The sequence below is a fragment of the Anaerolineales bacterium genome (assembly GCA_025808555.1).
GTDB lineage: Bacteria > Chloroflexota > Anaerolineae > Anaerolineales > UBA11579 > JAMCZK01.
Window position 1 is genome coordinate 706,689 of record CP075526.1, and the last position, 25,061, is coordinate 731,749.

General features: G+C 61.4%; 25 protein-coding genes. 2 read left to right on the forward strand and 23 right to left on the reverse strand.

Features of this window, described 5'->3' with window-relative positions; all coding sequences use genetic code 11:
• Positions 1–29 precede the first annotated feature (29 nt).
• The 17 genes from KIT08_03765 to KIT08_03845 all read right to left on the reverse strand — a co-directional run bounded on the left by KIT08_03765 (position 30) and on the right by KIT08_03845 (position 16,460).
• A complete protein-coding gene (locus KIT08_03765; GenBank protein ID UYN90362.1) occupies positions 30–1,076 on the reverse strand; it encodes a 30S ribosomal protein S1 in 1,047 nt (348 codons plus the stop codon).
• A complete protein-coding gene (locus KIT08_03770; protein UYN90363.1) occupies positions 1,076–2,977 on the reverse strand; it encodes a hypothetical protein in 1,902 nt (633 codons plus the stop codon). The genes KIT08_03765 and KIT08_03770 overlap by 1 nt, the downstream gene beginning before the upstream one ends.
• A 23-nt stretch (positions 2,978–3,000) precedes the next feature.
• Positions 3,001–3,549 carry a GNAT family N-acetyltransferase gene (locus tag KIT08_03775; protein ID UYN90364.1) on the reverse strand — a complete coding sequence of 183 codons (549 nt, stop codon included), beginning with the start codon at positions 3,547–3,549 and terminating at the stop codon, positions 3,001–3,003.
• Entirely contained in the window at positions 3,546–4,244 is a 699-nt protein-coding gene (locus KIT08_03780) for a hypothetical protein (protein ID UYN90365.1), read from the reverse strand. The genes KIT08_03775 and KIT08_03780 overlap by 4 nt, the downstream gene beginning before the upstream one ends.
• 12 nt (positions 4,245–4,256) lie before the next feature.
• Complete coding sequence (locus KIT08_03785; protein UYN90366.1) at positions 4,257–5,093, reverse strand: purine-nucleoside phosphorylase; 837 nt, start codon at positions 5,091–5,093, stop codon at positions 4,257–4,259.
• Positions 5,094–5,474: 381 nt separating this feature from the next.
• Complete coding sequence (gene ltaE / locus KIT08_03790; protein UYN90367.1) at positions 5,475–6,503, reverse strand: low-specificity L-threonine aldolase; 1,029 nt, start codon at positions 6,501–6,503, stop codon at positions 5,475–5,477.
• A gap of 787 nt (positions 6,504–7,290) precedes the next feature.
• Positions 7,291–8,250, reverse strand: coding sequence for an RluA family pseudouridine synthase (locus tag KIT08_03795; protein ID UYN90368.1), 960 nt, complete (start codon positions 8,248–8,250; stop codon positions 7,291–7,293).
• On the reverse strand, positions 8,231–8,773 hold the full coding sequence (lspA, locus tag KIT08_03800; GenBank protein ID UYN90369.1) for a signal peptidase II: 543 nt from the start codon (positions 8,771–8,773) through the stop codon (positions 8,231–8,233). The genes KIT08_03795 and lspA overlap by 20 nt, the downstream gene beginning before the upstream one ends.
• A gap of 48 nt (positions 8,774–8,821) precedes the next feature.
• Positions 8,822–9,979, reverse strand: coding sequence for an alanine racemase (alr, locus tag KIT08_03805; protein UYN90370.1), 1,158 nt, complete (start codon positions 9,977–9,979; stop codon positions 8,822–8,824).
• A 140-nt stretch (positions 9,980–10,119) separates the two neighbouring features.
• Positions 10,120–11,601 carry an HD domain-containing protein gene (locus KIT08_03810; GenBank protein ID UYN90371.1) on the reverse strand — a complete coding sequence of 494 codons (1,482 nt, stop codon included), beginning with the start codon at positions 11,599–11,601 and terminating at the stop codon, positions 10,120–10,122.
• 43 nt (positions 11,602–11,644) lie between these two features.
• The gene (gene hpt, locus KIT08_03815; GenBank protein UYN90372.1) at positions 11,645–12,214 is read right to left on the reverse strand and encodes a hypoxanthine phosphoribosyltransferase; all 570 of its coding nucleotides are present in this window, start codon (positions 12,212–12,214) and stop codon (positions 11,645–11,647) included.
• A 2-nt stretch (positions 12,215–12,216) separates the two neighbouring features.
• Positions 12,217–12,786, reverse strand: a complete 570-nt coding sequence (locus KIT08_03820) for a thymidine kinase (protein ID UYN90373.1) — start codon at positions 12,784–12,786, stop codon at positions 12,217–12,219.
• A gap of 158 nt (positions 12,787–12,944) precedes the next feature.
• Entirely contained in the window at positions 12,945–13,439 is a 495-nt protein-coding gene (gene rpmE / locus KIT08_03825) for a 50S ribosomal protein L31 (protein UYN90374.1), read from the reverse strand.
• Between the two features lie 41 nt (positions 13,440–13,480).
• Positions 13,481–13,744 carry a 50S ribosomal protein L27 gene (gene rpmA / locus KIT08_03830; GenBank protein UYN90375.1) on the reverse strand — a complete coding sequence of 88 codons (264 nt, stop codon included), beginning with the start codon at positions 13,742–13,744 and terminating at the stop codon, positions 13,481–13,483.
• Positions 13,745–13,762: 18 nt separating this feature from the next.
• Entirely contained in the window at positions 13,763–14,221 is a 459-nt protein-coding gene (rplU, locus tag KIT08_03835) for a 50S ribosomal protein L21 (protein ID UYN90376.1), read from the reverse strand.
• Between the two features lie 192 nt (positions 14,222–14,413).
• Positions 14,414–15,031, reverse strand: a complete 618-nt coding sequence (locus tag KIT08_03840) for a CPBP family intramembrane metalloprotease (protein UYN90377.1) — start codon at positions 15,029–15,031, stop codon at positions 14,414–14,416.
• 1 nt (position 15,032) lies between these two features.
• Positions 15,033–16,460 (reverse strand): glycosyltransferase family 39 protein, encoded by a 1,428-nt coding sequence (locus KIT08_03845; protein ID UYN90378.1) that lies wholly within the window; start codon positions 16,458–16,460, stop codon positions 15,033–15,035.
• A gap of 574 nt (positions 16,461–17,034) precedes the next feature.
• On the opposite strand from KIT08_03845, the gene KIT08_03850 reads away from it, so the two are divergent.
• Positions 17,035–17,415, forward strand: coding sequence for a hypothetical protein (locus KIT08_03850; protein UYN90379.1), 381 nt, complete (start codon positions 17,035–17,037; stop codon positions 17,413–17,415).
• A gap of 102 nt (positions 17,416–17,517) precedes the next feature.
• Here KIT08_03850 and KIT08_03855 read toward each other — a convergent pair whose 3' ends face one another.
• The 3 genes from KIT08_03855 to gatB all read right to left on the reverse strand — a co-directional run bounded on the left by KIT08_03855 (position 17,518) and on the right by gatB (position 19,925).
• Positions 17,518–17,877 carry a DUF393 domain-containing protein gene (locus KIT08_03855; GenBank protein ID UYN90380.1) on the reverse strand — a complete coding sequence of 120 codons (360 nt, stop codon included), beginning with the start codon at positions 17,875–17,877 and terminating at the stop codon, positions 17,518–17,520.
• Positions 17,878–18,007: 130 nt separating this feature from the next.
• The gene (locus KIT08_03860) at positions 18,008–18,475 is read right to left on the reverse strand and encodes a GNAT family N-acetyltransferase (GenBank protein UYN90381.1); all 468 of its coding nucleotides are present in this window, start codon (positions 18,473–18,475) and stop codon (positions 18,008–18,010) included.
• Complete coding sequence (gene gatB / locus KIT08_03865; GenBank protein ID UYN90382.1) at positions 18,468–19,925, reverse strand: Asp-tRNA(Asn)/Glu-tRNA(Gln) amidotransferase subunit GatB; 1,458 nt, start codon at positions 19,923–19,925, stop codon at positions 18,468–18,470. Before gatB ends, KIT08_03860 begins: the two co-directional genes overlap by 8 nt.
• A gap of 274 nt (positions 19,926–20,199) precedes the next feature.
• Between gatB and KIT08_03870 the strand changes: the two genes are divergently transcribed.
• Positions 20,200–22,401, forward strand: a complete 2,202-nt coding sequence (locus KIT08_03870; protein ID UYN90383.1) for a sortase — start codon at positions 20,200–20,202, stop codon at positions 22,399–22,401.
• Positions 22,402–22,515: 114 nt separating this feature from the next.
• Here KIT08_03870 and KIT08_03875 read toward each other — a convergent pair whose 3' ends face one another.
• From KIT08_03875 to KIT08_03885, 3 genes are read right to left on the reverse strand one after another with little or no spacing between them, the layout of a single operon-like run.
• Positions 22,516–23,364 carry a 3-hydroxybutyryl-CoA dehydrogenase gene (locus KIT08_03875; GenBank protein UYN90384.1) on the reverse strand — a complete coding sequence of 283 codons (849 nt, stop codon included), beginning with the start codon at positions 23,362–23,364 and terminating at the stop codon, positions 22,516–22,518.
• Positions 23,364–23,855 carry a DinB family protein gene (locus KIT08_03880; GenBank protein UYN90385.1) on the reverse strand — a complete coding sequence of 164 codons (492 nt, stop codon included), beginning with the start codon at positions 23,853–23,855 and terminating at the stop codon, positions 23,364–23,366. The genes KIT08_03875 and KIT08_03880 overlap by 1 nt, the downstream gene beginning before the upstream one ends.
• Positions 23,856–25,061 (reverse strand): acetyl-CoA C-acetyltransferase, encoded by a 1,206-nt coding sequence (locus tag KIT08_03885; GenBank protein ID UYN90386.1) that lies wholly within the window; start codon positions 25,059–25,061, stop codon positions 23,856–23,858.

Sequence of the window (25,061 nt, forward strand, 5' to 3'; positions counted from 1 at the left end):
GGCATGACTATCTCCGCCTATAACGGTTTCTAAGCATGCTCCCCGGGAGTTTCGAGCCAGGCCGGGCCTTCGGCCTGGTCCTTCCACGGCTCGCCCAACAGCTGCAGGCTGAGGCGCTGGCGGTCGGATTCGACCTGGAGCACCTTGACCTGCACTTGCATGCCGGCTTCCAGCACCAGGCGTGGGTCCAGGCGGTGGTGCAGGCCCATCTGGGTAATGTGTATCAAGCCTTCCAGTCCCTCTTCCAGTTTGGCGAAGGCACCAAAGTGTACAACTTCAGTGATCTCGGCGCTGGTTTCTGCGCCTTCGGGGAAGCGTTCCATCACGGTGGCCCAGGGGTTGTGCTGGCCGCGCTTGACGCTGAGCGAAACCCGCTCCAGATCGCTGTTGATCTCAAGCACCACTACCGAGAGCACCTGGCCGGGCGAAGCGATCTCGCGCGGGTGGCCCACACGGCCCCACGAGAGCTCGGAGATGTGTACCAGCCCTTCCACCCCGCCCAGGTCAATGAACAGGCCAAAGTTGGTGACGTTGGTGACCTTGCCTTCCACCTGTTGGCCGGGCTGCAGGGTTTGCAGCAAGCCCTGGCGCGAGCCGGGGGCGCTTTCAGCAGCCCGCTCGGAGAGCACAATCCGGCCGCGCTCCGGGTCACATTCGATCACCTTGAGCTCCATCTCTTTGCCCATGTAGCTTTCGAGCAGCTTTTCGGTGACACGCTGGCCACTGGCCGTGGCGGCCAGGTGCGAGCGGGGCACAAAGCCTTGGAATTCCTGGGCGCGCACCAGCAGGCCGCCCTTATTCCAGCTCACCACTTCGGCATAGCAGACGGTTTCGTTCTCCTGCAGCTCCAGCACGCGGCGCCAATCCACCCAGCCCATGCTCTCATCGGCCTTAGGCGCCGGCGTGCGGCCGCCGTGGCGGTTCCCCCCCCGCGGGCCGGCTGGCCGCTGGCCGGGGCGCTTGGCGCCCGGGCGGCGGTTGGGCGCAGCCGAACCAAGATGGTCATCAGCCAGCGAGCCGCCCCACCCTTCACTGCGCGGGGCCGAAGAGTTTCTGGCACGGTTGTACTCGTTCATCAGTGTGTTTCCTTTCCATTCTTTACGGCAAGAGTGTCTTTTTCCATTTCAAGCAAGCTGCGCGCCACACTCTCGATGGCGACGCGCTGCTTGCGATACAGATCAGCTTCAGACATGGTCAGGCGCATGGCTACCTCGCGCACCTTGCGGCCCTGCATGAACTTCATTTCGAGCAGGTTGTAGAGCATCCACTCACCGTTGAGGCGGGGTTCACCTTCGGGTTTGTTGCGCTCAATGGCGGTCTTCAGAATCGAGCGCACCGCCAACGACGGGTTGCCCTCGTGCTGCTCCAGCGCGCTTTGCACCACCTGCAGGCCGCGCAGCGGGCTCTGGGTCAGCTTGGGGCCGCCCCAGTAATGCGTAAGCGCATCCCGCACCCACTTGACCAGGTCTTTGTACTTGGGCAGTGCCTCAACATCACTGAGCACTTCACCCTGGTCGTAGCGCGAGGCAGCGCGTAAACGCTGAATGACCTCAACCCGCGGGGTAAGGCTTTGCAGCGAGCGCAGCACATCGCCCTGCTGGCGGCGGTCTTCCAGCGCCTGGGCCGCACGCGCCCCCAGGCTCTCCAGGGCGCGCAATTGCTCTTCGCTCAGCTCGCCCTTGCGGCCGCGCTGCACGCCCAGCATGCCGATGAGCGGCCCGCCCTCGCGGCTGTGCAGCGGCAGCAGGCGGTACCCGCTCCAGGTGAAGACCTGCGAGCCATTCTGCTTGCCGGCTACTTTGAGCAGGTCTTTGGATTTGTCGCTATCGCGCAAGTTACGCGAGCCGACCTCGACCACGGTTTGCATCTGGCCGTCCTGCAAACCAACGACGAAGGCTGATTTGCTCTGGAAGCGGTCGCACACCGCGGCCAGCACGGCTTCAAGAAATTGGCGCATATCTGCATCGGTCAGGAAGCGCTCAGGCAGCTCCTGTAGGAACTGCATATCGTCTTCGCTGGCGCCGAAGATGAGCCACTTTTCCAACACCGGCGCGGCCAGGGTGAGCATGTGCGAAACCAGCAGGGTGGAAAGGCCCACCAGGATGGGCAGCACGACCCCATCCTGAATTTGCAGAATGCGGCCAATATCATCCGTCCAGGGGATGAGCGCCAGCACGATGAACACGGTGACCGGGCCGCGCAGCAGCCAGCGGAACAGGCGGCTCTTGACCACGCGGTCCGGCCAGGGCACGCCAAAAAAGGCGGTGGCATACGCCATGGCGACCATGGCGTAGAACACGAACACGTTGGCGATCGACGCGGTAAGGAAGAAGATGATCGGCACCGCTGCAGCCAGCTCGCCCGCCAGCAGCAGGAAGGGATAGCTGCCCACCGCCACGGCGATCGAGCCGACCAGCAGATAGGTCATGCGCCGGCGGCTGGCGGTGAGCACGGTGCGCTTCCAGGCCCGGTAAATGACCGAAAGGGCCATCAGCATAGTGACGACGTAATAGACGCTGAAGCCCAGCGACAGCGGCGTGAGCGTAAGGTGCGGCACGGGTTGGGCATCCGCCACCAGCGGGCCGAGGAACAGCGTGGTGGGTAGCAGCAGCGAGAAGGCCGCCGATACAAAGTACGAGAAGCGCACCGCCCAGCGGCGGCGGCCGCGCGAGGGGCGGCCAGTCGTCTCCAGCAGGGCATCCGAAAAGTGCAGGTAGGCGGCGGGCAGGAACAGCGTGCCCATCCACTGCAGGCGCAGCCACACCTCCAGGCTGGTCGATTGGCTCAGCACGCCGGCCACCGCCTCGCCCAGAAAGCTGACCATGACACAGGCCAGGATGACGGCAAAGGCCCGCGAAATACGGTCACGCAAATTAAATGTCAGGGCGCGCAGAAACAGCGACAACGCCGTGATGGCGATGCCGGCTTCAAATATTCGGTTGATGGTTTGCAAACTTCTCAGAACCCAATCGTCCATGCGGCTTTCAACTCTAAAAAGATTTATGCCAGGCGTTTGGCAAAGAACAGCGCAATATCCTGATTCTCATAATAGCGGTCACTAAAACCAGCAAACTCAAAGGCCAGCTTCTGGGCCAGTTTGATGGCGGGCTGATTCTTGGCCTGCATCTCCAGCACCAGGCGCTGGCAGCCGTGCTCACGCGCCCAGGCCTGGGCGCCCAGCGCCAGGCGGCTGCCCACCCCACGGCGGCGTTGGCTGGCGGCCACCACCACATCGGTGAGCCAGGCGGTGGAAGGCACCAGCTGGGTGGTCAGGGCGGCATAGCCCACCGGCTGGCCTTCGGCCTCGGCCAGCAGCACCAGGCTGCGCTGCGCCAGCAGGGCGGCCTGGGCCTGCTTGGGGCGCGGGTAGGCCACCTGCATCAGGCGCGGCAGGCGCATTTCACGGAAGCGGGCGCCCATGCGCGGGGTGGCCGAGTCGACTTCCATCTGCCAGACGTATTCGGTGGAATAGCCATGGTCCAGCGCCATCAGGGCCGGATAGTCTTCGTCGGCGACCGGGCGCAGGGTAACTTGTAATTTTTCGCTCATGAGCTTGGCGCCTCAATACGCACGGGCACGCGGCAGGGCGGCAGCTCGCTGCCATTGCTATCAGTGATCACCAACTGGAGCACATAATCGCCTATGGGCAGGCGTGAAGTGTCCCAGTTCTCCACCAGCACATCATCCCGGATAATGGTGCGGCCGGCTTGGATCGTGAGCCACAGCTCTTCCTCGGCGCGGGCAACTTCGAACTTATAGAAGCCAAAATTGGTCACGTCCACTGTGCCGGTGATGGAGACAGAGCCACTAATGGTGTCTCCCGGCTGCGGGTCGGTGATCTCTATTTGCGCCGCCACGCAAGCCTCCGGGTTGACCGCCACCGTGGGCAGCGGCGTGGCGGTGGCCAGCACTTCATCGCCGGCGGGGGTGACAGTGGTGGCACCAGTTTGGGTATCCATGGAAAGTGACAGCGTGGGCGTGGCCAGCAGATCCTGGGCGGGCAGCGAGGTGGCGACAAAAGTGACCATTACAAAAACGCCTACCGCGATCACCAGCATGCCAAACAGCATCAGCGCCGCCTGGTTCAGCCGCTCGCGGCTGGCCTGGCGCTCCAGGCCATAGTGGGCCTCACGCACTTCCTGCCAGGCCAGCAGGAAGCGGTAAAAGTAGAGAATGCCACCCAGGCCCAGTAAAAAGTACAGGACCGCTTCATATTGAACGAAAAATCGTAATACTTCAGCCATCGGAGCAACAGCTTAGAGCTTACGCAGCACTCCACGAACCAATTGAGTGAGTTTTGGCGCCAGCACCTTGCCGGCCTCCAGCACTTCTTCGTGCGTGGTCTCGGTGTTGCCGTCCAGGTTGGCTTTGTTACTGACGCCAGAGATGCCCAGCACACGCGTGCCGCTGTGGCGGGCGATCGTGGCCTCCGGCACGGTGGACATGCCCACCGCATCCACCCCCATCGCCCGCAGGAAGCGCAGGTCAGCCGGGGTTTCAAAGCTGGGGCCGGCCAGGCAGCAGTACACGCCCTCGCGCAGCTTCAGGTGCTCGGCGGCGGCCACCTCACGCGTCAGGGCCTGCAGCTGGCGGTCGTAGACCTGGCTCATGTCAGGGAAGCGCGGGCCAAGCTCTTCCAGATTGGGGCCGCGCAGCGGGTTCTGGCCGGCCATGCCGATCAGGTTGAGATGGTCAGTGATAAGCATCAGGTCGCCGGGCTCAAAGTCAGGGTTCACCGCTCCGGCCGCGTTGGTGATCACAATGATCTCAATGCCCAGGGCTTGCATCACCCGTACGGGTAGGCCCAGGCGGGGCATGTCATAGCCTTCGTAATAGTGGGTGCGTCCCTGCATGACGATCACGTTCTGGCCTTCCAGGGTACCCAGCACCAGGCGGCCCACGTGACCTTTAACGCCAGAGACCGGCCAGCCCGGTATTTCACTGTAGGGAACGTATTCAGGGTTTTCGATCGATTCGGCTAAGGAACCCAAACCAGAGCCCAGGATCATGCCTATACGGGGCTTTTGGTCGGTCTTTTTCTGGATCGCAGCAGCTGCAGCTTGAATATCGGCAATGGTGAGGAAATCACCCATCTATGTTCTGCTCCATTGGAAGGTTGATAAAACGCTAAAGGACAATAAGCAAAATTATAACAGTTGGCCCGTATCCGCCAGCCCTGAACAGCTAAGGGATTGCTGAGCGTGAGGTTAGAGGGCTTCATCCACAGATGAACACGGATAAACAGATGTGCGTAGAGGCGCAGCGTGCTACGCCCCTGCATAGCCGATATTGAGTTCCAGCCAACAGGCAGGAACTCTGCACCGAATCGCGTAGGGGCGGGTCTAAGACCCGCCCCTACATGGCCGATATTGAATTCCAGATCAGCAGGCAGAAGAGCCATAGTGTGTCCCGAACGGAGCGAGGGACCGTTGCAGCGAGCATAAGGCGCAGCACGCTGCCCTTAGCCAAACAGACTACAGATTGCGCGCGAAGGCCGCCAAAGTGGTCTCAACATCGGCCTGATCCACCCCGTGATGGGTAACCGCGCGGAAGCTGCCGTAGCTGCCCTCATCCAACAGCACGCCGTCTCGGGCCAGATTGGCAATCAGCGCCTGCGGGTTTACTTGCGAACCTTCGGCCAGGCGGAAGCGCACAATGTTGGTGTGTGCTTCCGGCACCACAAAGTCGCGGAACTCCATCAGGCCTTCGGCCAGGCGGGCGGCGCAGGCATGGTCCTCCGCCAGGCGGTCCACCATCTTGGTCAGCGAAAGTATGCCCGCCGCGGCCAGAATGCCGGCCTGGCGCATGCCGCCGCCGAGCTGCTTGCGAGCACGGCGGGCACGATAGATGAAATCCTCATCGCCACACAGCACCGAGCCGACCGGGGCGCACAACCCTTTGCTCAGGCAGAAGGTAACCGAGTCAGCATCCGCCACCAGGGCAGCCGCCGGCACCCCTAGCGCCACGGCAGCGTTGAACAGGCGCGCGCCATCAATGTGCAGCTTGAGCCCGTTGGCATGGGCCAGCCCGGCCACGGCGCGGGTGTATTCCACACTGAGCGGTACGCCATTGCAACGATTGTGAGTGTTCTCAAGCGAAATAAGTCGCGTCACCGCGTGGTGCACATCGTCCTCACGGATAGCCCCTCGAATGTCCTCCAGGCGCAACGTGCCGTCCGGCTGGTTGGGCAGCGTGTGCGGCTGAATGCCGCCCACCGCGGCCAGGCTGCCGGTCTCCGAGTTGAACGGGTGCGAAAGATTGCCGAGGATCAACTCGTCGCCGCGCTGGCAGTGAGCTAAAAACGCGGCCAGGTTACCCATATGGCCCGAGGGCACGAACAGGGCCGCCGCCTTGCCAGTCATCTCGGCCGCCAGCTCCTGTAATCGGTTTACAGTGGGGTCTTCGCCATACACATCATCGCCCACTTCGGCGCGGGCCATCGCCTCACGCATTTCCTCGGTCGGCTTGGTAACGGTATCAGAACGCAGGTCAATCGGAGTCATGTGCTCATTCTAAGCGGGATTAATCGATTAATCCGTTAATCCGTTAATCCGTTAATCCAAACTATCAACAATGATTTAGCGATATGCGCTTTTGCAGATTCGTGCCCACACGCTGCCGCACTAAAGGCACTGTCGTCATTCCGAACAAGCCGCGTAGCGGCGAGGAGCCGCAGTGCATTCCTGCGGAGGAATCCTTTAGGACAATCCAAAGTCATGTTGATGGTGCAATGGCCTCGCTACGCTCGGAATGCACGATGCGCGCGTAGCCCCACTCTCTTGTCATTCTGACCGGGTTCATGCACATACACCTGACCGCCGAACCCAGATCAGGGAAGAATCCTTACTGGCATATCTTCCGTGCAACGCGGGGGCCAAAAGTCTCGTCAGCGAGGATTCCTCGCTACGCTCGGAACGCACGGCCCCGCGTTGGGGCGTACTGCGTGCGCTCACTAGGGCACCTGCCACCCGGAACCCTTGACACCACACCCCAATTCGCCCGCCAACCAAGGTTCCCTGCTATACCCTGTCATTGCGAGGACGTAAAGCCACCTATCGCTGAGCGACAAGCCGAAAAGACAAAGAATTAACCAACTCAATGAAACGAGGTTAAAACTATTAAAACAATTAATACATTAGGTACATTTCCCGTAAGCGCAGGCTACACAGGATGAAAAAGCAGGGGCAAATGTTTTAACTTGAGAACTATCAAAGCGGGGTCAGTACTTTGACTGTGATGATGATTAATAGTTATCTGCGAACAAGCGCACTGCGGTGCGCCCTGCCAGCGCTACCCTCTGGCCTGCAAGTTTTTCAGCGCATGCTGCAGATCAGCCGGCAGTGGTGCGCTAAAGGTGCGCATCTCGCTCTCACCCGGCAGCACCAGCCCCAGGCGAGCCGCATGCAAAAACTGGCGCTTGAGCGGCAAGCTGGGCTTGCGGCGGCCATACACCGTATCCCCCGCCACAGGGCAGCCAATAAAAGCCAGATGCACGCGGATCTGGTGCGTGCGGCCTGTGTGTATATCCACTTCCAGCAGCGTGTGCTCGTCAAATTCCTCGACCGTGCGGTACTCGCTCACCGCCTCGCGGCCACGGCTGCTACTGGAGCGCACCACCGCCATGCGCTTGCGCTCACGCGGGTCACGCCCGATGGCCGCCTCGATGCGGCCGGTGGGCGTGGTCGGCCGCCCATCTACCAGGGCGATGTAGGTCTTTTGAGCCTGGCGCTGCTGGAACTGGGCCTGCAGTGCGTGCTGGGCCGCGTCGTTCTTGGCCAGCACGATCAGGCCCGAGGTGTCCTTGTCCAGGCGGTGGACGAGGCCAGGGCGCAGCTCGCCGCCCACGCCTTCGATCTCGGGCGCGTGGGCCAGTGCAGCATTAATGAGCGTGCTGCGGTCATGCCCGGCAGCCGGGTGCACCACCATGCCTGCTGGCTTGTTGACGATCAGCACATCATTGTTCTCAAAGACGACATCCAGCGGAATATTTTCTGGCACCAGCTGGCTGCGCGCGGCCGGCGGCACGCGCACATCAACCTGCTCGCCGCCCTCAAGCTGCTGGCCGCTTTTGCTGGCTGGCTTCCCATTCACCAGCACCAGCCCATCCTTGATCAAGGCCTGCAGGCGGGCGCGTGAGAAGCCATCCAGTTGCTCAACCAGAAATTTATCCAGGCGCTGCACGCCGCCCTGGTTTTGGAAGGTATGGGTGATACCCGGCGGGCAGGTGTCCTCAGTTGGCGGGTTTGTCATCGCCCTTGGCAGGCGCGCCGTGGGCCTGCTCCCTGCGCTCACGGTTGAAGAGAAGGTCCAGCAACAGCACCGCCACGCCACAGGTGATGCTGGCATCGGCAATGTTCCACACCGGGAAGCGGCCAATCGAAATGAAATCGGTCACATGGCCATGCTGCAGCCGGTCGATCAGGTTGCCCAGCGCCCCACCCAGCTGCAGGCTCATCGCCAGGCGCACAGCCCAATCGCCCGGCTCCAGGCGCGGGAAGTAGTACACGATCATGCCCGCCACCAGGATCGCCAGCACGGCGAAGATGCCGCCGGCGTTCTGGAACATGCCAAAGGCCGCGCCGGTGTTTTGCCAATGCACAATGCGCGCATACGGCGCCAGCTCCTCCCATGGCATCCAGGTCTGGCCATAGGCCAGGTTGGCGCGCACCCAGTTCTTGGTGAGCTGGTCAAGCACAATGAGGGTGCCGGAGATCAGCACCAGAGAGAAATAGCTGCGCAGGTTAATGCGGGGTTGCGGTGTGTTGGATGTCATGAGCCCTCAAGCTGGGATGAAGCGCTATTCTACCCGTCACGGGGCGAGTCACTTCTGGTCTTGCAAATATACGCGTGGCACGCGTGTATTGATGTTGGTGAGGATCTCATAGGGGATGGTGCCGGCCCAGCCGGCCAGGTCTTCGACCGTGATGCGCTCGTTGCCGCTCTGGCCTACCACAATGATCTCATCCTCGTTGAAGGCGGAGTCTTCTTCTATATTGACCATGAACTGGTCCATGCAAATGGTGCCCACCACCGGATAGCGTTGGCCCTTGATCAGCACCTGCGCCTTGCCAGACATCGCGCGGAAATAGCCATCGCCATAGCCCACCGGCACGGTGACCACCCGCACCGGGTGGTCGCTCTGCCAAGTCGAGCCGTAGCTCACCGGGTGGCCGGGCTGCACAACTTTGAAATACACAATGCGCGAAGACCAGGTGAGCGCCGGCCGCACAGCCACAGTCTGCTGAACCTGGGCGGAAGGATATACACCATACAGCAAGATGCCCGGCCGCACCATGTCCATCCAGCTTTCGGGCAACTGCAGCACCGCGCCGGAGTTGGCCATGTGGCGCAGCGGCATTGGCAGGCTGCGCTTCTCATAGAAGCGCAGCACTTCCTGAAAGCGCTCCACTTGCAAACGAGCCGAACTCAGGTCTGCCGCGTCGGCATTGGCAAAGTGCGAGAAGATGCCCTCAACCTCAACATGCTTACACTGCAAGGTGGCTTCGAGCAAACTTTCGGCGTTGTAGTAGTGCACGCCAATACGCTCCATGCCCGTGTCGATCTTGAGGTGCACACGGGCGGTCACGCCGGCAGCCGCCGCGGCGGCCTCGACCTGCTCCAGTTTCTGGGTCGAAGATACCGTCAGGGTCAGATTGTGCTGCAGGAACAGCGGCGCCTGGCTGCCCAGAATGCCCCCCAGCACCAGGATCGGCGTGGTGATGCCCGCCTCGCGCAGCAGGATGCCTTCTTCGAGGTACGCCACGCCGATCGAGCCGACCCCCAGCTCTTGCATATATTGGCCCACCCGCACCAGGCCGTGCCCGTAGGCATTGGCTTTGAGGATTGGCATGACCCTGGCGCCGCCCACATGCGTCTGGATGGCCTGCAGGTTACTTTGCAGGCGATGCAGGTCCACCTGCACATGCGTGGGGCGCAAGTCAGCGCTGGTGCTGATGGTGGGATGGTTGCTGATTTGCATGCAGGTGAATTCTATCTGTGAAGGACATCATCTTGGGGATTGCTTCGCCCGCCTGCAGCGGGCTCGCAAGGACGGCGATGGGTCGTCTTTGCGAGGAGGGCTGCACAAAGTGCAGCCGACGAAGCAATCTCCAACATAGGTCAGTTCCGGCCGGCGCGCACACGCTGGCGGGCAAAGGCCAGGGCCGCGGCCCGGTCAGGCACATTGCCCATGGCCTGGGCCTCGCGCAGCGCCTCCAGGATCTCGCCCACCTTGCGGCCCGGCTTGAGGCCCAGCTCGTTCATCAGGTCATTGCCATTGAGCAGCACCGGCGGTGAGACGATCTCATCGGCCAGCTCATAGTAGCCCTCCAGCAGGGCGCGCAAAGTATCCAGCGTGGCGGTGAGCTCCTTCTCGTCCACGGCAGGGCCGCGCTTGCCAAGCTGGTCGGCCAGCGAGAGCAGGCAGATGTCCACGCCGGCCGCGCCGGCGTCACGAAAGTAACGATAGATGGCGCGGCGACTGGGCGGCTTGCCTGTGTGGGTCAGCAGGAAGGGGCGCATGTGGTGCGCCACAATCGTACGCAGCAGTTGGGTCTCGTCGCTGCTCAGGTGCATGGCCTGGGCGCGCTCCTCGATCAGCTCGGCGCCGCGTGCTTCATGCTCAAAGAAGCGGATGCGTCCGTTGGGATCCACCGTGCGGGCCAGCGCCTTGCCGGCATCATGCAGCAGGGCGGCCAGCAGCAGCAGGCCACGCCGCGGGCGGCCAGGCACCAGCTCAGCCGCCAGGTGCTGGCTGATCTGGCCGCGGTAACGGCCAAGGCGCAGCACGGTCAGCCCGCTGACCAGCTCCCCCACCCCATCCGCCGGATAGTTTTCATCCAGCGCGCTGAAGACCAGGCCCAGCTTGTCTACGACGTGCAGACTGTGATTCCACACATCGTAGATGTGCGGCGGCGATTGCTCCAGACCTTTGAGCGGCTCAAGCTCGGGAAACAGTACCGACAACGCGCCGAACACATCCAGCGCACGCAGTGAGGCGGCGGGCTTGGGCGCCAACAGCAGGCGGAAGATCTCATCCCGCCGGCGCTCCGGCGAGACCTGGGCCAGCTGCGGCACAGCAGCGCGCAGGGCGGCGCGTGTGTCCGGCTCCATTTGCAAGCCGAAGGCAGCCGCCATGCGCACGGCGCGCAGGATGCGCACCGGATCGTTGGCAAAGGCCAACGATCCGCCCATACGCAAGCGCTTGGCGCGCAGGTCGGCTGCGCCGCCCAGCGGGTCATGCAGGGCTGAGTCGTGCAGACTGAGCGCCATAGCGTTAATGGTGAAATCACGCCCGGCCAGGTCTTCCTCCAGGCTGGCGCCCTGCTGGGCGACAAAGTCGAGCGCGGCGCCATGGTCCGGCAGCAGCACGCGGCCAGCATCGCGCTCGGCGTCCAGCGCGTAGAAGCTGCCGCCGAGCGCATCGGCCACCTTGCGCGCCAAGGGGATGGCGCGGCCCGGCACGACAAAATCGAGATCGTGCACGGCGCGGTTGAGCAGCAGGTCGCGCACCGCGCCGCCCACCAGGTACAGCGGCTGATCAGGTGGCACGGCGGCGCGCACTTGTTGCACCAGTGGCGGCAGTTGAGGAAAACCGGTCATGAGCTAAGTCTAGCGTACGCGTTCCCTCTGGAGCGCTACTAGTCTATTCAGCAGCTTTGTACTTACTGGTATCGACCACGCCGATAAAGGGCAGATTGCGGTAGTACTCATCCAGATCAAGCCCATAGCCAAAAACGAACTTGGTAGGGATGACGAAGCCGGTGTAATCAATCTGCACTTCCGTCTGGCGCAATTCCGGCTTGTCGAGCAGGCTGCAGACTTTGAGGCTAGCAGGGTTGCGGGATTGCAGCAGAGCCAGCACCGAGGCGATCGTGTTGCCGCTGTCCACAATGTCCTCAACCAGCACCACATTACGCCCGGCAATGTCCATGCTCAGGTCCATGGTGATGCGCACCTGGCCGCTGCTCTCCCGCGCCCCGGCGCCATAGGAGGAGACGGCCATAAAATCCATCATGTGCGGGGCGCCGATGTGGCGCACCAGGTCAGTGAGGAACATGACCCCGCCTCGCAGAATGCAGATGAGCACCAGATCGCGGCCGGCATAATCCTGGCTGATCTGAGCGCCTAGTTCTTTGATGCGGGTTTGCAGCTGCTCTTCGGTGATCAGCACCTCAGACAGCAGGTCGGCATAGGGCGGCGGGAGCTGCGGCATGGTTAGTTGGGCACCTCGTGGTGGGCACGGCAGCGCGCTTCGTACATTTCAGAGGCGCCGACGATAACAATGGGGTCATTGTAGTTGGCGGGGCGGCCGTTCACCAAGCGCTGGGTACGGCTGGCATCCCGCCCGCACACCATGCAAATGGCGTGCAGCTTGTCCACCCGCTCGGCCTGAGCGGTGAGCACCGGCATGCTGCCGAAGGGCTCGCCGCGGAAATCGGTATCGAGCCCGGCGACGATGACGCGGAGGCCACTCTCGGCCAGGTATTTGGCGATGGCCACGATTTCCTCATCCAGAAATTGGGCCTCGTCTATCCCCACCACGGTGGTGGCGGGCTGCAGCTGGGCACGGATGTCGGCGGCCTTTTCGATGGCAACGGCATCGAATTCATTGCCGGCGTGGGAGACGACCTTGCTTTCGGCGTAACGGTCATCCAGAGCAGGCTTGAATACCTGGATGTGCTGATTGGCGATCTTGGCGCGGCGCAGGCGGCGGATCAGTTCGTCAGATTTGCCGCAGAACATCGAGCCGGTGATGACTTCCAGTGAGCCGGTTTGGGTTTCCATTTGCACCTCAACAGTTGTGAAGGGAGTGCGCCACAAACCGTGGCTTTGGCGCTTATTGTAGAACAACTCCGCGCGGGATGCCACGCAAAGTTGGGCAGACCGGAATCTTTAAACAAAAAAGCGCTCCCGTGCGGGAGCGCTTTTGAATTGCTACGGAGTTATTCAGCCGCTTCGGCTTCAGCCTCGGGCTCGGTGTCGCTGCCTTCGGGCAGGGCGAAACCGGCGCGCTTGAGAGCCTTCTTGGTGTCGGCCAGACCCTTGCGGCCAACGCCATCCAGCGCCAGCAGAGCTTGGTCGCCGCCTTGCAGCTTCTCGACGAATTGGCCGGCGGTCTCGATGCCGGCGGCCTTGTAGGCCTCCAGCGTCTTCTTGGTGAGTTCGAACTCAGCCAGCGGGCGGGTGGGCGAGGTCTTGGCCGCGGTGGCGGCGTCGCGGGTCTTCTTGTACTCGGTGCGCACTTCCAAGCGCTTGTAGAAGCGGTCCACCTGGCCTTCGGTGTCAACGATGCGCTGCTCACCGGTGTAGAAGGGGTGGCAGTTGGAGCAAATGTCTACGCGGATCTCGGCCTTGGTGGAGCCGGTGGTCCAGCTGTTGCCGCAAGCGCAAATCACTTTGGCTTCGGTGTAGTACTTGGGATGGATCTCAGCCTTCATTGTTTCCTTTCAACGCCATGCTGCGGCGCTTCAATTGATATTTACTTGGCCTCAGCCGGCTGTACGCTTACGCGCTTGCGGCCATTGGCCACCGTCTCGAAGACGACCTGGCCGTCAATGGTGGCGAAGATGGTGTGATCCTTGCCCAGGCCTACGTTCTGGCCGGGGTGGATCTTGGTGCCGCGTTGGCGCACCAGAATGTTGCCAGCTTTCACCTGCTCGCCGCCAAACTTCTTGACGCCCAGGCGCTGGGAGTGGCTGTCTCGTCCGTTGCGGCTGGAACCGCCGCCCTTTTTATGTGCCATCTGTCATCTACTCCAAACTTATTTCTTCTTTGCGGTCTTCTTGGCCGCAGTCTTCTTGGCTACCGTTTTCTTGGCGGCAACCTTCTTGGCAGCGGGCTTGCGCTTGGCCGCAGCCTTCGGCGCGGCGGCTTCCTGCTTGGCAGGCTTGCTGCGCGTTTCGCCAGCAATGTCAATGCTGTCGATCATCAGGCGGGTCAGCTTCTGGCGGTGGCCAGTCTTGACGCGGTAGCGGATCTTGGGCTTGTACTTGAAGACCGTGATCTTGGGACCCTGGGCGTCGTCCACTACCGTGGCGGCCACTTTGGCGCCGGCCACTGTGGGCGTACCCACCAGGATATTGTCGCCATCGGAGATCAGCAGTACCTGCTCAATTTCGATCTGTTTGCCAGCTTCCTGGGCAACCAGATCCACCTCAATGGTTTCACCTTCCACGGCTTTGTACTGCTTGCCGCCGCTCTCAATAATTGCGTACCGCATCAACCTATCTCCAACTTTCAAGAATAAGCCCCAGCATTTCGCCGGGGCCGAAATCGTGTAAACACGATGCCCAGTAGGCGGTGCATTATACGAGCAGAAGCCCCCAACTGTCAACGGCGCGGCCTGGGGCCAGGGCTTATGGGTTGGGCGGGTTTCCCCGGCCAGGGCCAAGGCCGAACATATGTGCAGCCGCTAACGCATGGTGGCCGCGGCATAGATGGTGAAGGTGGACACGAACCAGTGGATGAGAAAGGGATAAAGGAAGGAGCGGGTGCGCCAGGCCACCAGGCCAAAAAGGACCCCGCCGAACAGGGTGGAGTAGGTTTCGACGGCGGGTTTGCTGATATGGGCCAGGGCGAAGGGTACCGAGGCGAGCCAGAGGGCGTTGGCGCCGAAAAAGCGGGCGTAGCCGAAGAGCAGAAAGCCGCGGAAGAAGAACTCCCAGCCGATAAGATCGAGAAAAGTGTAGATGGCGGCGGCCGGGCCGCTTTGGTGGGCGTAGTAGGCGACCATGTTGGGGTCGTTGCGGCCGACGAACCAGAGGATGGGCGCGCCAATTGCGACCACCAGGCCGGTGAGGGCCAGGCCGGCGCGCCAATCGCCAAGTTGGAAGCCGTACTCGCCCACCGGGCGGCGGAAGGCAAAGATAATGATGCCGAGCGGGATGATGAGGTACAGCGCCACACGGTCGATGACCTTGATGGGGGTGAGGCGCTCGTAATAGTCGATCATGAGCAGCAGCGTGCTGACGATGGTGAGGGCGACCACCTCGCGGTCAAACTTGACATTGAAATCGAAGAGTTTTTTCATGCTAGTAGGAGAAGCCAGCATGGTTGCCATCCGGCCCGAAGAGTTGGGCCAGTTTGGCAGCGTCGCGGTGCAGCTCCAGACCCCAATTCAACCACAGCAACGCGACGAGCAGCCCGGCAGCTACGACGCGAGGGGCACTGCGGCTGGCTTGCGCCAACAGCTCACGACGTTGTGACCAAGCATGGCCTGCATAGACGGCCAGCACCGGCAGGATGGCAAGATGGAAACGGTCCTCCGCCATGAGGAGCATGTGAGGCACGATGTACCCTGCCAGCAGAAGAAGCACCAGCGTGTGTGCACGCGTGCTGCGAGCGAATGAAAAGCCAAGCGCGGCAAGGGTGGCGATGATAGGGAACGGCAGCGTGAAGAGCAGGAAAACGCCAACCAACGGCACGGTTGGAATGCTGCCGAAGAAGTTGTTGGTATAGAAATAACTGATGGCGCGGCGCTCGAGGCCAAAAAAGTAGCCGAGCTTGCTGGCCATGAGACTTGGTACGCGGCCGGGGTCTTCTTTTATATAGTCGAGCGCCATTTGCGTACCGCGCGTGTTGCGTTCGCCGTCGTCGAGATAGGGCAAGAGCTCCAGCGAGATGCCGTACTGGAAGGTTCCGGTGCCCTGCGGGTGGTAGCCCATGTGCAGGTTATAGCCCATCGAATTCTCGACGAAGGTGAACTGACCTTCGAGCAGGGTATTGCGTATCGTCCAGGGCAGCACGAGCGCCAGCACGGCCGCGCCGTACAAAAATGCGCCGCGCACGTTGCGCAGGCCGAACAGGATCCAGAGACCGGCCAGGCCGGCGAAGGCGAAGATGACCGAACGGGTCAGCGTGGCAATGCCGAGGATAAGGCCGGCCAACAGCCAGTCACGGGCGCGCTGCTTCTCGGCAGCGCGCAGCAGGGCCAGCAGGCCGCCGAGCACCAGCGGGAAGAACAGGTTCTCTGTGGCGAGGGCCAGCGGATAGATGAGCAGCATCGGATAGGCGGCCAGCGCCAGCCCGGCGAAGCGGGCGACGCGCTCGTCATCGGGAAACAGGCGGCGGGCGAGGGCAAAGGTGAGCGGCGCCAGCAGCGCGCCGAGGGCGGCGTTGGCCAGGCGGGCGGCGAACAGGCGCCACTCCAGCCCGCTGAGGGTGTAGACGCCGGCGAGCAGGAAGGGATAGGCCGGGGCACGGAAGGAGGTCTCGATGCCACGCGGGTCATAGTCGGGCGCAATGAAGTCTATGTCGATGTAGCTGCGCATCAGGTCCAGGTCGGGCTGGGCGTACCAGCGGTAGCCCTGGCCGGCGGCGAGGCTGCGGCCAAGCATGTCGTACTGGAACATGTCATCGAGCCCGATGGGCAGGTTGATGGCGGCGATGACGGGGATGAGGCGCAGGATGAGGGCGAGGAGGAACAGGCCTGCGGGCGAGAAGAGTTTGGGGAGGCGCATGGAATGGGCGGAATTATATGCTGGCATCGGGCCATGGTTGCAGATAACTATTAATAATCATGTCGTTTTTGGCCCCCATATGAATGGTCAAGTTAAAACATTTGCCGTGTTTTCCAGCAGGATTTAGCCCGTAGCTACGGGAAATGTACTTAATGTATTAATTGTTTTAATAGTTTTAACCTCGTTCGTTTGCTGAGTGGCTGTTTCTTGTTTTTTTGTGCTAGCGGAGCGGAGCGCTCAAGCATGGCGAGGTTATAGCAGGGTATGTGGGCTGGTGGGTGGATTGGGGTGTAGTGTCAAGGGAGAGGAGTGGACGCAGTAGCTTGCTGCAAGCAGCGTACGCCTCGACGCTTCAGGATTCGTTGTTTCAGCCAGCTTGCCAGAGCGAATACGCGCCGCAAATGCCCTTCGCTGCGCTCAGGGCGACACGGTTCTGGAACTGGCTCTTGCTGGCGAATACGCGTAGCGAGGATCCCTCGCTTCGCTCAGGATGCACATTTTACGATTACGGCTTGAACAAGCTGTAAAATCCCTGTGCGAGATCATGCTGACAATAGAAGGACCGCAGAGAGCGATGACTGAGCCACCCCAATTCTCCAACTGGCAAGAGGCATGGGAATGGCATGCCCGCCAGACATCAGACCATTTTGAGGCACAAACGGCAGAAGAGCTTTTGGCTCAGATTACTGCGGGGCACTATGATGGGTACTACACGATTTGGTATCGCCTGCGCGAGAAAGTTTCGCTGGCCCAGGCGGCGCCGGTGTTATTGGATGTTTTGCGACGGGAAGCGGATGACCTGATCCGCTATCACTGCGCGGCGGCCCTGTTTTACTTGATGGGGCATACGGATGACGCTCCGCCACCGTTGCGCCCAAGGGTGCAGTGGGCGCACAAAGGCGAGGCGGCCCGCCAGGCTGCGATTGATGAGTTGGAGCAGAGCCTGGCGGAGTGAGTGCAGGAAAGAATCTATAGTTATAAAAACTGGGGCAGTGTGCAATCTTTAGATTGCTCGTCGCTCAGCGGCTGCGCCGCCTCACTTCCTCACAATGACAAGTTATTTTTTCCCTGCCCTACCGAACCATGTGTGGCGGTTGTGGGCGATGACGTTGTAGATGGGGTCACGCAGGAAGGCAGGAACGAGGCGCAGGACACCGAGCAGCGGCCAGGGGAAGCGCAGGTAGCGCAGCAAGCGGAGGCCGGCGGCAGAACGCAGATAGATGCGCCCGCCGTCTTGCACGACGACGCTGTCGTAATCATCCAGCGGCAGGCCGGCGGCGGCCAGGACGCGCTGGCCGCGCTCGGACTGCAGCGAGGCGTACTCAAGCGCACCGTCACGTTGGCGGGCTTGCAGGAAGCTGACGCTGCGATTGCACAACGCGCAGTAGCCATCGTACAGCACTAGGGGTCTACTCATGCCCCGCCCCGTGCGCAGCTTCGCTGCGCGGGAGTTCGCTGCGCGAACTCCAAGAAGTCTTCGAACATGCTCTGTTGTGGTCGGGTTCGCTGCGCTAACTCCAGATGGCTTTGAACACACACTCTAGATTTCATCTGGCTTCACGCTTCATCACCATAATGCGCTCATCTACCCGTTCAAATTCAGCGATCATGGCGGGCATCTGCGTCAGGCGGCGAAAATACTTCGGTAAATGCTCTCCCGCCACTTCAATAAAGCCAAATTTCTCGTAGAGGGGCTTGAGGGCGGAGATGCTCATAAGGTACAGCTCGCTCGTGTGCTGAGCGAGCAGGCTTTCGATGATGGCACGGCCGACGCCGCGGCCCTGCCAGGCTGGTACTACCGCGATGGAGGCCAGCTCCCAAGTGCCGTCTTTGTGTTGTTTGATCTGGCCGCAGCCAATAAATTCGCCGACGGGCGTGAGGGCGACATGGAAGTTTTGCCAGTCAAGCCCATGCTGGAAAAGGTCGGCTTGCTCGATAAGCTGGCGGATGGGAGCAGCGTGCTGCGGCCCGGCGGGCTGGATGCTGAATTCGGGTAGCGCGGTGAGGTTATCCACGCAACAGTTCGTTGAGGATGCGGGCAGCGGCTTTGGGGTCGGCCTTGCCTTTGGTGCGCTGCATCAGCTGGCCCACAAACCAGCCCATCAGCGCTTCTTTGCCGGCGCGGAAGCTGGCGACGTTATCAGGGTTGGCGGCGATGATGTCTTCGGCGATCTTGCGCAGCTCGGTCTCATCGGAGACCTGGGCGAGGCCCTCGGCCTGGACGATGTCGGCAGGCGGCTGACCGCTGGCCTGCACCTTGGCGAGCAGGCTCTTGCCGGTGGGCGTGTTTACGGCGCCGGAGTCCATCAGTTTGAGCACTTCGGCGAAGTACTCCGGCGTGAGCTTGAGTTGGTCAGCGGTTTGGCCGCTCTCGTTGAGCATGGCCATGACATCGTTCATCAGCCAGTTGGAGACGCGCTTGATGTCGCCCCCGTAAGCGGCCGCGGCCGCCTCGAAATAGTCGGCCAGGGCGCGTTCACTGCTGAGAATGTCAGCGTCATACTCGGGCAGGCCGACCTGCTCGATGAAGCGCTGGCGGCGGGCGAGCGGCAGCTCGGGCAGGCCGTTGATGATCTCGGCGCGGCGCTCGTCGCTGAGCACCAGCGGCAACAGGTCTGGCTCGCGGAAGTAGCGGTAATCGGCCTCGGTCTCCTTGGAGCGCATTTTGCTGAGCGTGCCGGTGTTCTCGTCCCAGGCCAGGGTCCAGGGCTGGATGGTGCCGCCGGCCTCGACCTCGCGGGTTTGGCGTTCGATCTCGGCCAGGATGGCGCTGCGCAGCGAGTCGATCGAGTTGACGTTCTTGATCTCGGTCTTGGTGTTGAGCTCGGTGCTGCCTACGGGGCGAATGGAGACGTTGGCATCGGCGCGCAGGTGACCCTTCTCCATGTCGGCTTCGGAGATGCCCAGCCAGCGCAACAGCTGGCGCAGGCGGATGAGGTATTGGGCGGCCTCGTCGGCCGAGCGCAGGTCCGGCCCGGTGACCATCTCGACCAGCGGCACGCCGCAGCGATTGAAGTCAATGAGGCGGGCGCCATCGGCGCGGTTCACGGTCTTGCCGGCATCCTCCTCCAGGTGGAGCTTGTGGATGCCTATTCGACGTGTCCCGTTGGGCGTGGGCAGATCCATGTGGCCGCCGTTGGCCAGCGGCATGTCGTATTGCGAGATCTGGTAACCCTTGGGCAGGTCTGGGTAGAAGTAGTTTTTGCGGTCAAAGTGGGAGACGGGCTGCAGCTCGGCGCCCATGGCCGCCGCCAGCGTGGCGGCTTTCTGCACGGCATTCTCGTTGAGCACCGGCAGCACCCCGGGCAGGCCGCTGCACACGGGGCAGATGTTGGTGTTGGGCGCATCGTCCCAGGAGTCGGCTCTGCAGGAGCAGAAGATCTTGCTCTGGGTGTTGAGCTGGATGTGGGTCTCGAGACCGATGACGACTTCGTACGCAGCTGTGCCGCGTGTTTCGTTAGGCATGGGGGGATTTTACCAACGTCAGGTTCATGAACTTAGCGAGCGTGAGGATTGCGGTTCAATAACCGGTTCAACGGAGGATTGCTTGCAGTGTGCTGCCGGCCTGCAGGTTATTGTACGCTCTACCGCAGGACTGCCCATGTGACTACCCACCTGGGTGCCAATTGAGTTTATACTTAACATGGCTTGATGGGGCCTGTGCCAAAACTCCACAACTGCATTGCAGTGCAACCGCCGGTCTGCTGGCACAAACGACAATCAAGAGGAACGTAAAACGATGAAAAGTTCTCTGAATTCCAGCTGGAGACTAATTGTTGCTTTGACGCTAGTAGTCGTTTTGGCGCCGTTCCCCACACGACAGGCGAAAGCTGCCGGCGTTTCGCCGGCTAGCTATCTTGCAGAGGACGGCAGCCTGATGCTGCCAGCCGACTTCAGCGGCGCGCTGGATCTGACGGGCTGGGACGTGGGTCTGGATAGCCAGCGAGGCCTGGTGTTTCAACCCGCCGCGGCAATTGACGGCGCATGGAGCGCCCTAAACGATGTGGGTACAGGCTTGAACGGCAGCGGCAACACGATCGCGCTGGATGGCGGCACGGTGTATGTGGGCGGCTTTTTTACCGATGCAGCAGGTGACCCGGATGCGGATAACATCGTCAAGTTAGAAGGCGGCGCCTGGACCACGCTGGGTGGGGCTAACACAGGGTTGAACCAGGGTGTCCGGGTGGTTGTGATCGATGGGGGTGTGATCTATGCCGGCGGCACCTTCACGGATGCCGGGGGTGATCCGGATGCGGATAACATCGCCAAGTTTGAAAGCGGTGCATGGTCCTCTTTAGGCGGCGCCGGTACGGGTTTGAATTCGGGTGTATTAAGCATCACAATCGATGGCGGCATTATCTATGCTGGAGGCAATTTCACGAACGCCGGCGGCGATCCAGACGCCGATCGGATCGCGCAATTCAGCGGCGGCAGTTGGTCTTCGCTGGGTGGGGCAAACAGCGACCTGAACAACAGGGTAGAAGTAATCGAAGTTCACGGAGGGATTATTTACGCCGGCGGCGCCTTCCTGAATGCGGGGCTAGACCCTGATGCCAATTTCATTGCCAAATTTGAAAGCGGCGCCTGGTCCTCGCTGGGAGGTGCCGGCACCGGCCTATCCGGCCCTGTTCTTGATCTTGTCATTTCCGGCGCGGTGATCTATGCCGCCGGCGATTTTGTAAATGCCGGCGGGGATGCGGATGCCGATTACATTGCCAAGTTTGAGAGCGGCGCATGGTCATCCCTGGGCGGTTCGGGCAGCGGTCTCCCGGGGTATGTGGAGGTGCTGCTGATCTCCGGCGGGATTATTTACGTGGGCGGGGATTTCGACAACGCGGGCGGAGACCCAAATGCTGATCGAATTGCCAAGTTTAGCGATGGCGCCTGGTCCTCCCTGAATGGGGCTAACACAGGTTTGAGTGACATTGTTAACGATATGGTGATCGTGGACAACGTACTGTACGCCGTCGGCTCCTTTGAAAACGCCGGTGGCGATGCGGATACGGATTACGCGGCTCAATTTGGTCTGGTGTTTAGTAAACCCCAAACCACGACCCAACAGATTTCAAGAGTAGAGATTGCTACCTCAGGTACCACTACGCTGGAGCTGGGTGATATTTCAGTTAGCCTGCCGGCTGAAGCCGTGACTGGTCTAGGCTCTTGTAGCTTGAGCATTCAAGACCTTGGCAATTCCGGCGATTTTGGATTTACTCTGAACGATAGCGTTTGGGATGTAGATATCACTTGTGACGGGGCAAACCAGCATATCTTCCTTGCGCCGATAACAATTTGTATTCGTCCCGAAGGAAGCACGGACGATAAAAAGATCTTCCATCGCGGGGATGCTGGCGGTTCCTGGGATCCGCTGGCGACGCTTAGCAGCTCCAGCGGCATGATCTGTGCCCACACGCGCACCCTCTCATTGTTTACATTAGGAAGTTTTAGTCTGCCGAATACTGGGTTTGCGCCTAATGTGGCAGCTGAACTGAACCCGAAAGCGGCGTATGCATCAACTGGATTACATCTCAGCATCCCCAAGCTTGGCCTGGCGACTGACATCGTCGGCGTTCCACAGGGCATCAATGGGTGGGATGTTAGCTGGCTGGGCGAGAGCGCCGGCTTCCTGCACGGCACTGCTTTCCCGACCCTTGCGGGAAACACGGTTATCACTGCTCATGTATGGGGCGCGGACAATCAGCCTGGCCCGTTTGCAGGATTGCATGGCTTACGGTACGGCGACCATATTAGTATCAATGCCTGGGGCCAAACATACACCTATGAGGTACGGACCAACACCAGCTACAGCCCCAGCAGCCTTAGCCCGCTGGCCACAACCGATCATGATTGGGTGACATTGATCACTTGCCAAGGTTTTGATGAAGTCAGCGGCGAATACCTGTTTAGACGGGTTGTGAGGGCGGTGCTAATCAGCATCGATTAGACAAGCCGTCAAAAAGGAGCGAGAGCGCCCTGTAGAGTTGAACGAACAAGCTGCAAAGCTACTGCGTGACATCCATAAACGCTACGTGATAGATACGAATTCTGAGCCTATCCCTTACGGGTACTCGTAGAACCCCTTGCCGCTCTTGCGACCCAGGTAACCGGCGTCGACCATGCGGCGCAGGAGCGGGGCTGGGCGATACTTGCTATCGCCCAGGTCACGCTGCAGGACTTCCATCACATAGAGCACGACATCAAGGCCGATAAGGTCGGCCAGGGTTAGCGGGCCCATGGGATGGGCCATGCCGAGCTTCATGACGGTATCGATGCCCTCGGCATCCGAGACGCCCTCCTCGAGGGCGAAGATGGCTTCGTTGATCATGGGGCACAGCACGCGATTGGAGACGAAGCCGGGCGAGTCATTGACCACGACGGGGGTCTTGCCCATTTGGCGGCCGACCTCGAGGGCGAGGTCTACGCTGGCGTCGCTGGTGCCCAGGCCGCGCACGATCTCGATGAGCGACATGAGCGGCACCGGGTTGAAGAAGTGCATGCCCACGACCTTGTCGGGGCGCTTCGTAGCGGCGGCCAGCTTGGTGAGGCTGATCGAGGAAGTATTGGAGGCCAGCACCGTTTCGGGGCGGGCGATGCTGTCCAGATCCTGAAAGAGCTTGAACTTGATCTCAGGGTTCTCGGTGGCGGCTTCGATCACCAGGTCGGTTTCGGCGACGCCCTTGATGTCCGTCACAGGGATGATGGCGAGGGCGGCTTGCTTCTGCTCCGGCGTGATGCGGCCCTTCTCAGCCAGTTTCTCGACCGACTTGGCGATGGTGCTGACGCCGCGCTGCACGAACTCTTCGGCCACATCCATTATAGTGACCTGGTAGCCGGAAACGGCGGCAGTCTGGGCGATGCCGTTGCCCATGGTGCCGGCGCCGATGACGAAGATCTTCTTGATGGCCATTAGGACTCCTGCTGCTCTTTCCAAATCTTGTAATTCTCGGTAATTTGCTGAGCGTGGGCGCGGGGATGGTTGGAGTAGATGCGCAGCCACTTCTCGAAGGTATAGGGCTCGTCGTATTCAGGGTGCACGACGGTGTTGCTCCATACTTCGTCGGGCAAATTCTTGATGAAGTCGTAGGTGACTTTGCGCACGAGCCGCGTCAGGGCCAGGGCGTCTTCAATGTTCTCGGAGTGGTAGTTGAGCTTGACGGCCCACAGGTCCTGGTCGTAGGCCATCAGGGGCTGGCCGGGTTCGGCAACCAGGCGGCGGGCGCGCAGGTAACTGTTGGTCTCGCTATCGAGCAGGTGAATGATGTTCTCGTGCACGCTCCACGCATCCGGGGCGGGCTTGAATAGCCAGGCCTCCTGCGGGATGGTATTCAGCGCGGCTTCGAATTCGTCGAAGGCGCTGGCGTATTTCTCGATGAGCTGCTGGCGTTCGGCTTTATCCACTTAGTCCTCCAATTCGATGGCCATGGCCACGGCTTCACCGCCGCCGAGGCACAGCGAGGCAATGCCGCGCTTGAGGCCGCGATCTTTGAGGGCGTAGATGAGCGTGGCCAGCAAGCGGGCGCCGCTGGCGCCCAGCGGGTGGCCGAGGGCGATGGCGCCGCCGTTGACGTTGACCTTGCTCCAATCCCAACCCTGGTCGGCGAGGGCATAGCCATCCGCCAGCACCTGGGCGGCGTAGGCCTCGTTGAGCTCGATGAGGTCGACATCGGTGAGAGTCCAGCCAATTTTTTGCAGGAGCAGCGGGATGGCACGCGCCGGGGCGATGAAAATGCTCTTAGGGTCGACGGCGGCCTGGGCGTAGCCCACGATGCGAGCGAGCGGCTTGACGCCGAGCTCAGCAGCGCGGGCGCGGCTGGCGATGATGGTGGCGGCGGCGCCGTCGTTGAGGCCGGGGGCGTTGCCGGCGGTCACCTTGCCGCCTTGTTTAAAGGCGGCGGGCAGCTTGTGGAGCTGCTCGAGCGAAGTGTCACGGCGGGGCGACTCGTCAGTGTCGACAAGGGTCACGCCTTTTTTGCCTTTCACCTCAACGGGCACGATCTCATCCTTGAACTTGCCGCCGTCAATGGCGGCGACCGCTTTTTGGTGGCTGGCGAGGGCGAATTCGTCCATCGCCTCGCGGGTGACTTCGTATTCATCGGCGATGAATTCAGCGGCATCGCCCATGATCCAGTCTTCGAATGGGTCCCATAGGCCGTCGTGCTGCAGCGCGTCGGTGAGCTGGGCGCTGCCATAGCGCAGAGAGCCGCCGCGGCCATCCACCAGGAAGGGCGCCTTGCTCATGCTCTCCATGCCGCCGGCCACGAACAGGCTGCCGTCGCCGGCCTTGATGGCCTGCGAGGCGAGCATGACGGCTTTGAGGCCCGAGCCGCACACCTTGTTGATGGTGGTGGCGCCGACCTCGGGGCTGATGCCCGCATAAATGCTGGCCTGGCGGGCAGGCGCCTGGCCCAGGCCGGCGGAGACCACGTTGCCCATGATGACTTCGTCGATGGCGGCGGAGCTATCCAGCCCGGCGCGCTCGAGGGCGGCCTTGACGGCCACGGCGCCGAGCTGCGGCGCAGTGAGCGTGCTGTAGGCGCTGAGGAACCTGCCGATGGGCGTGCGCACTGCGCTGAGGATCACTGGCTCATTTGGATTTTGGGTCAT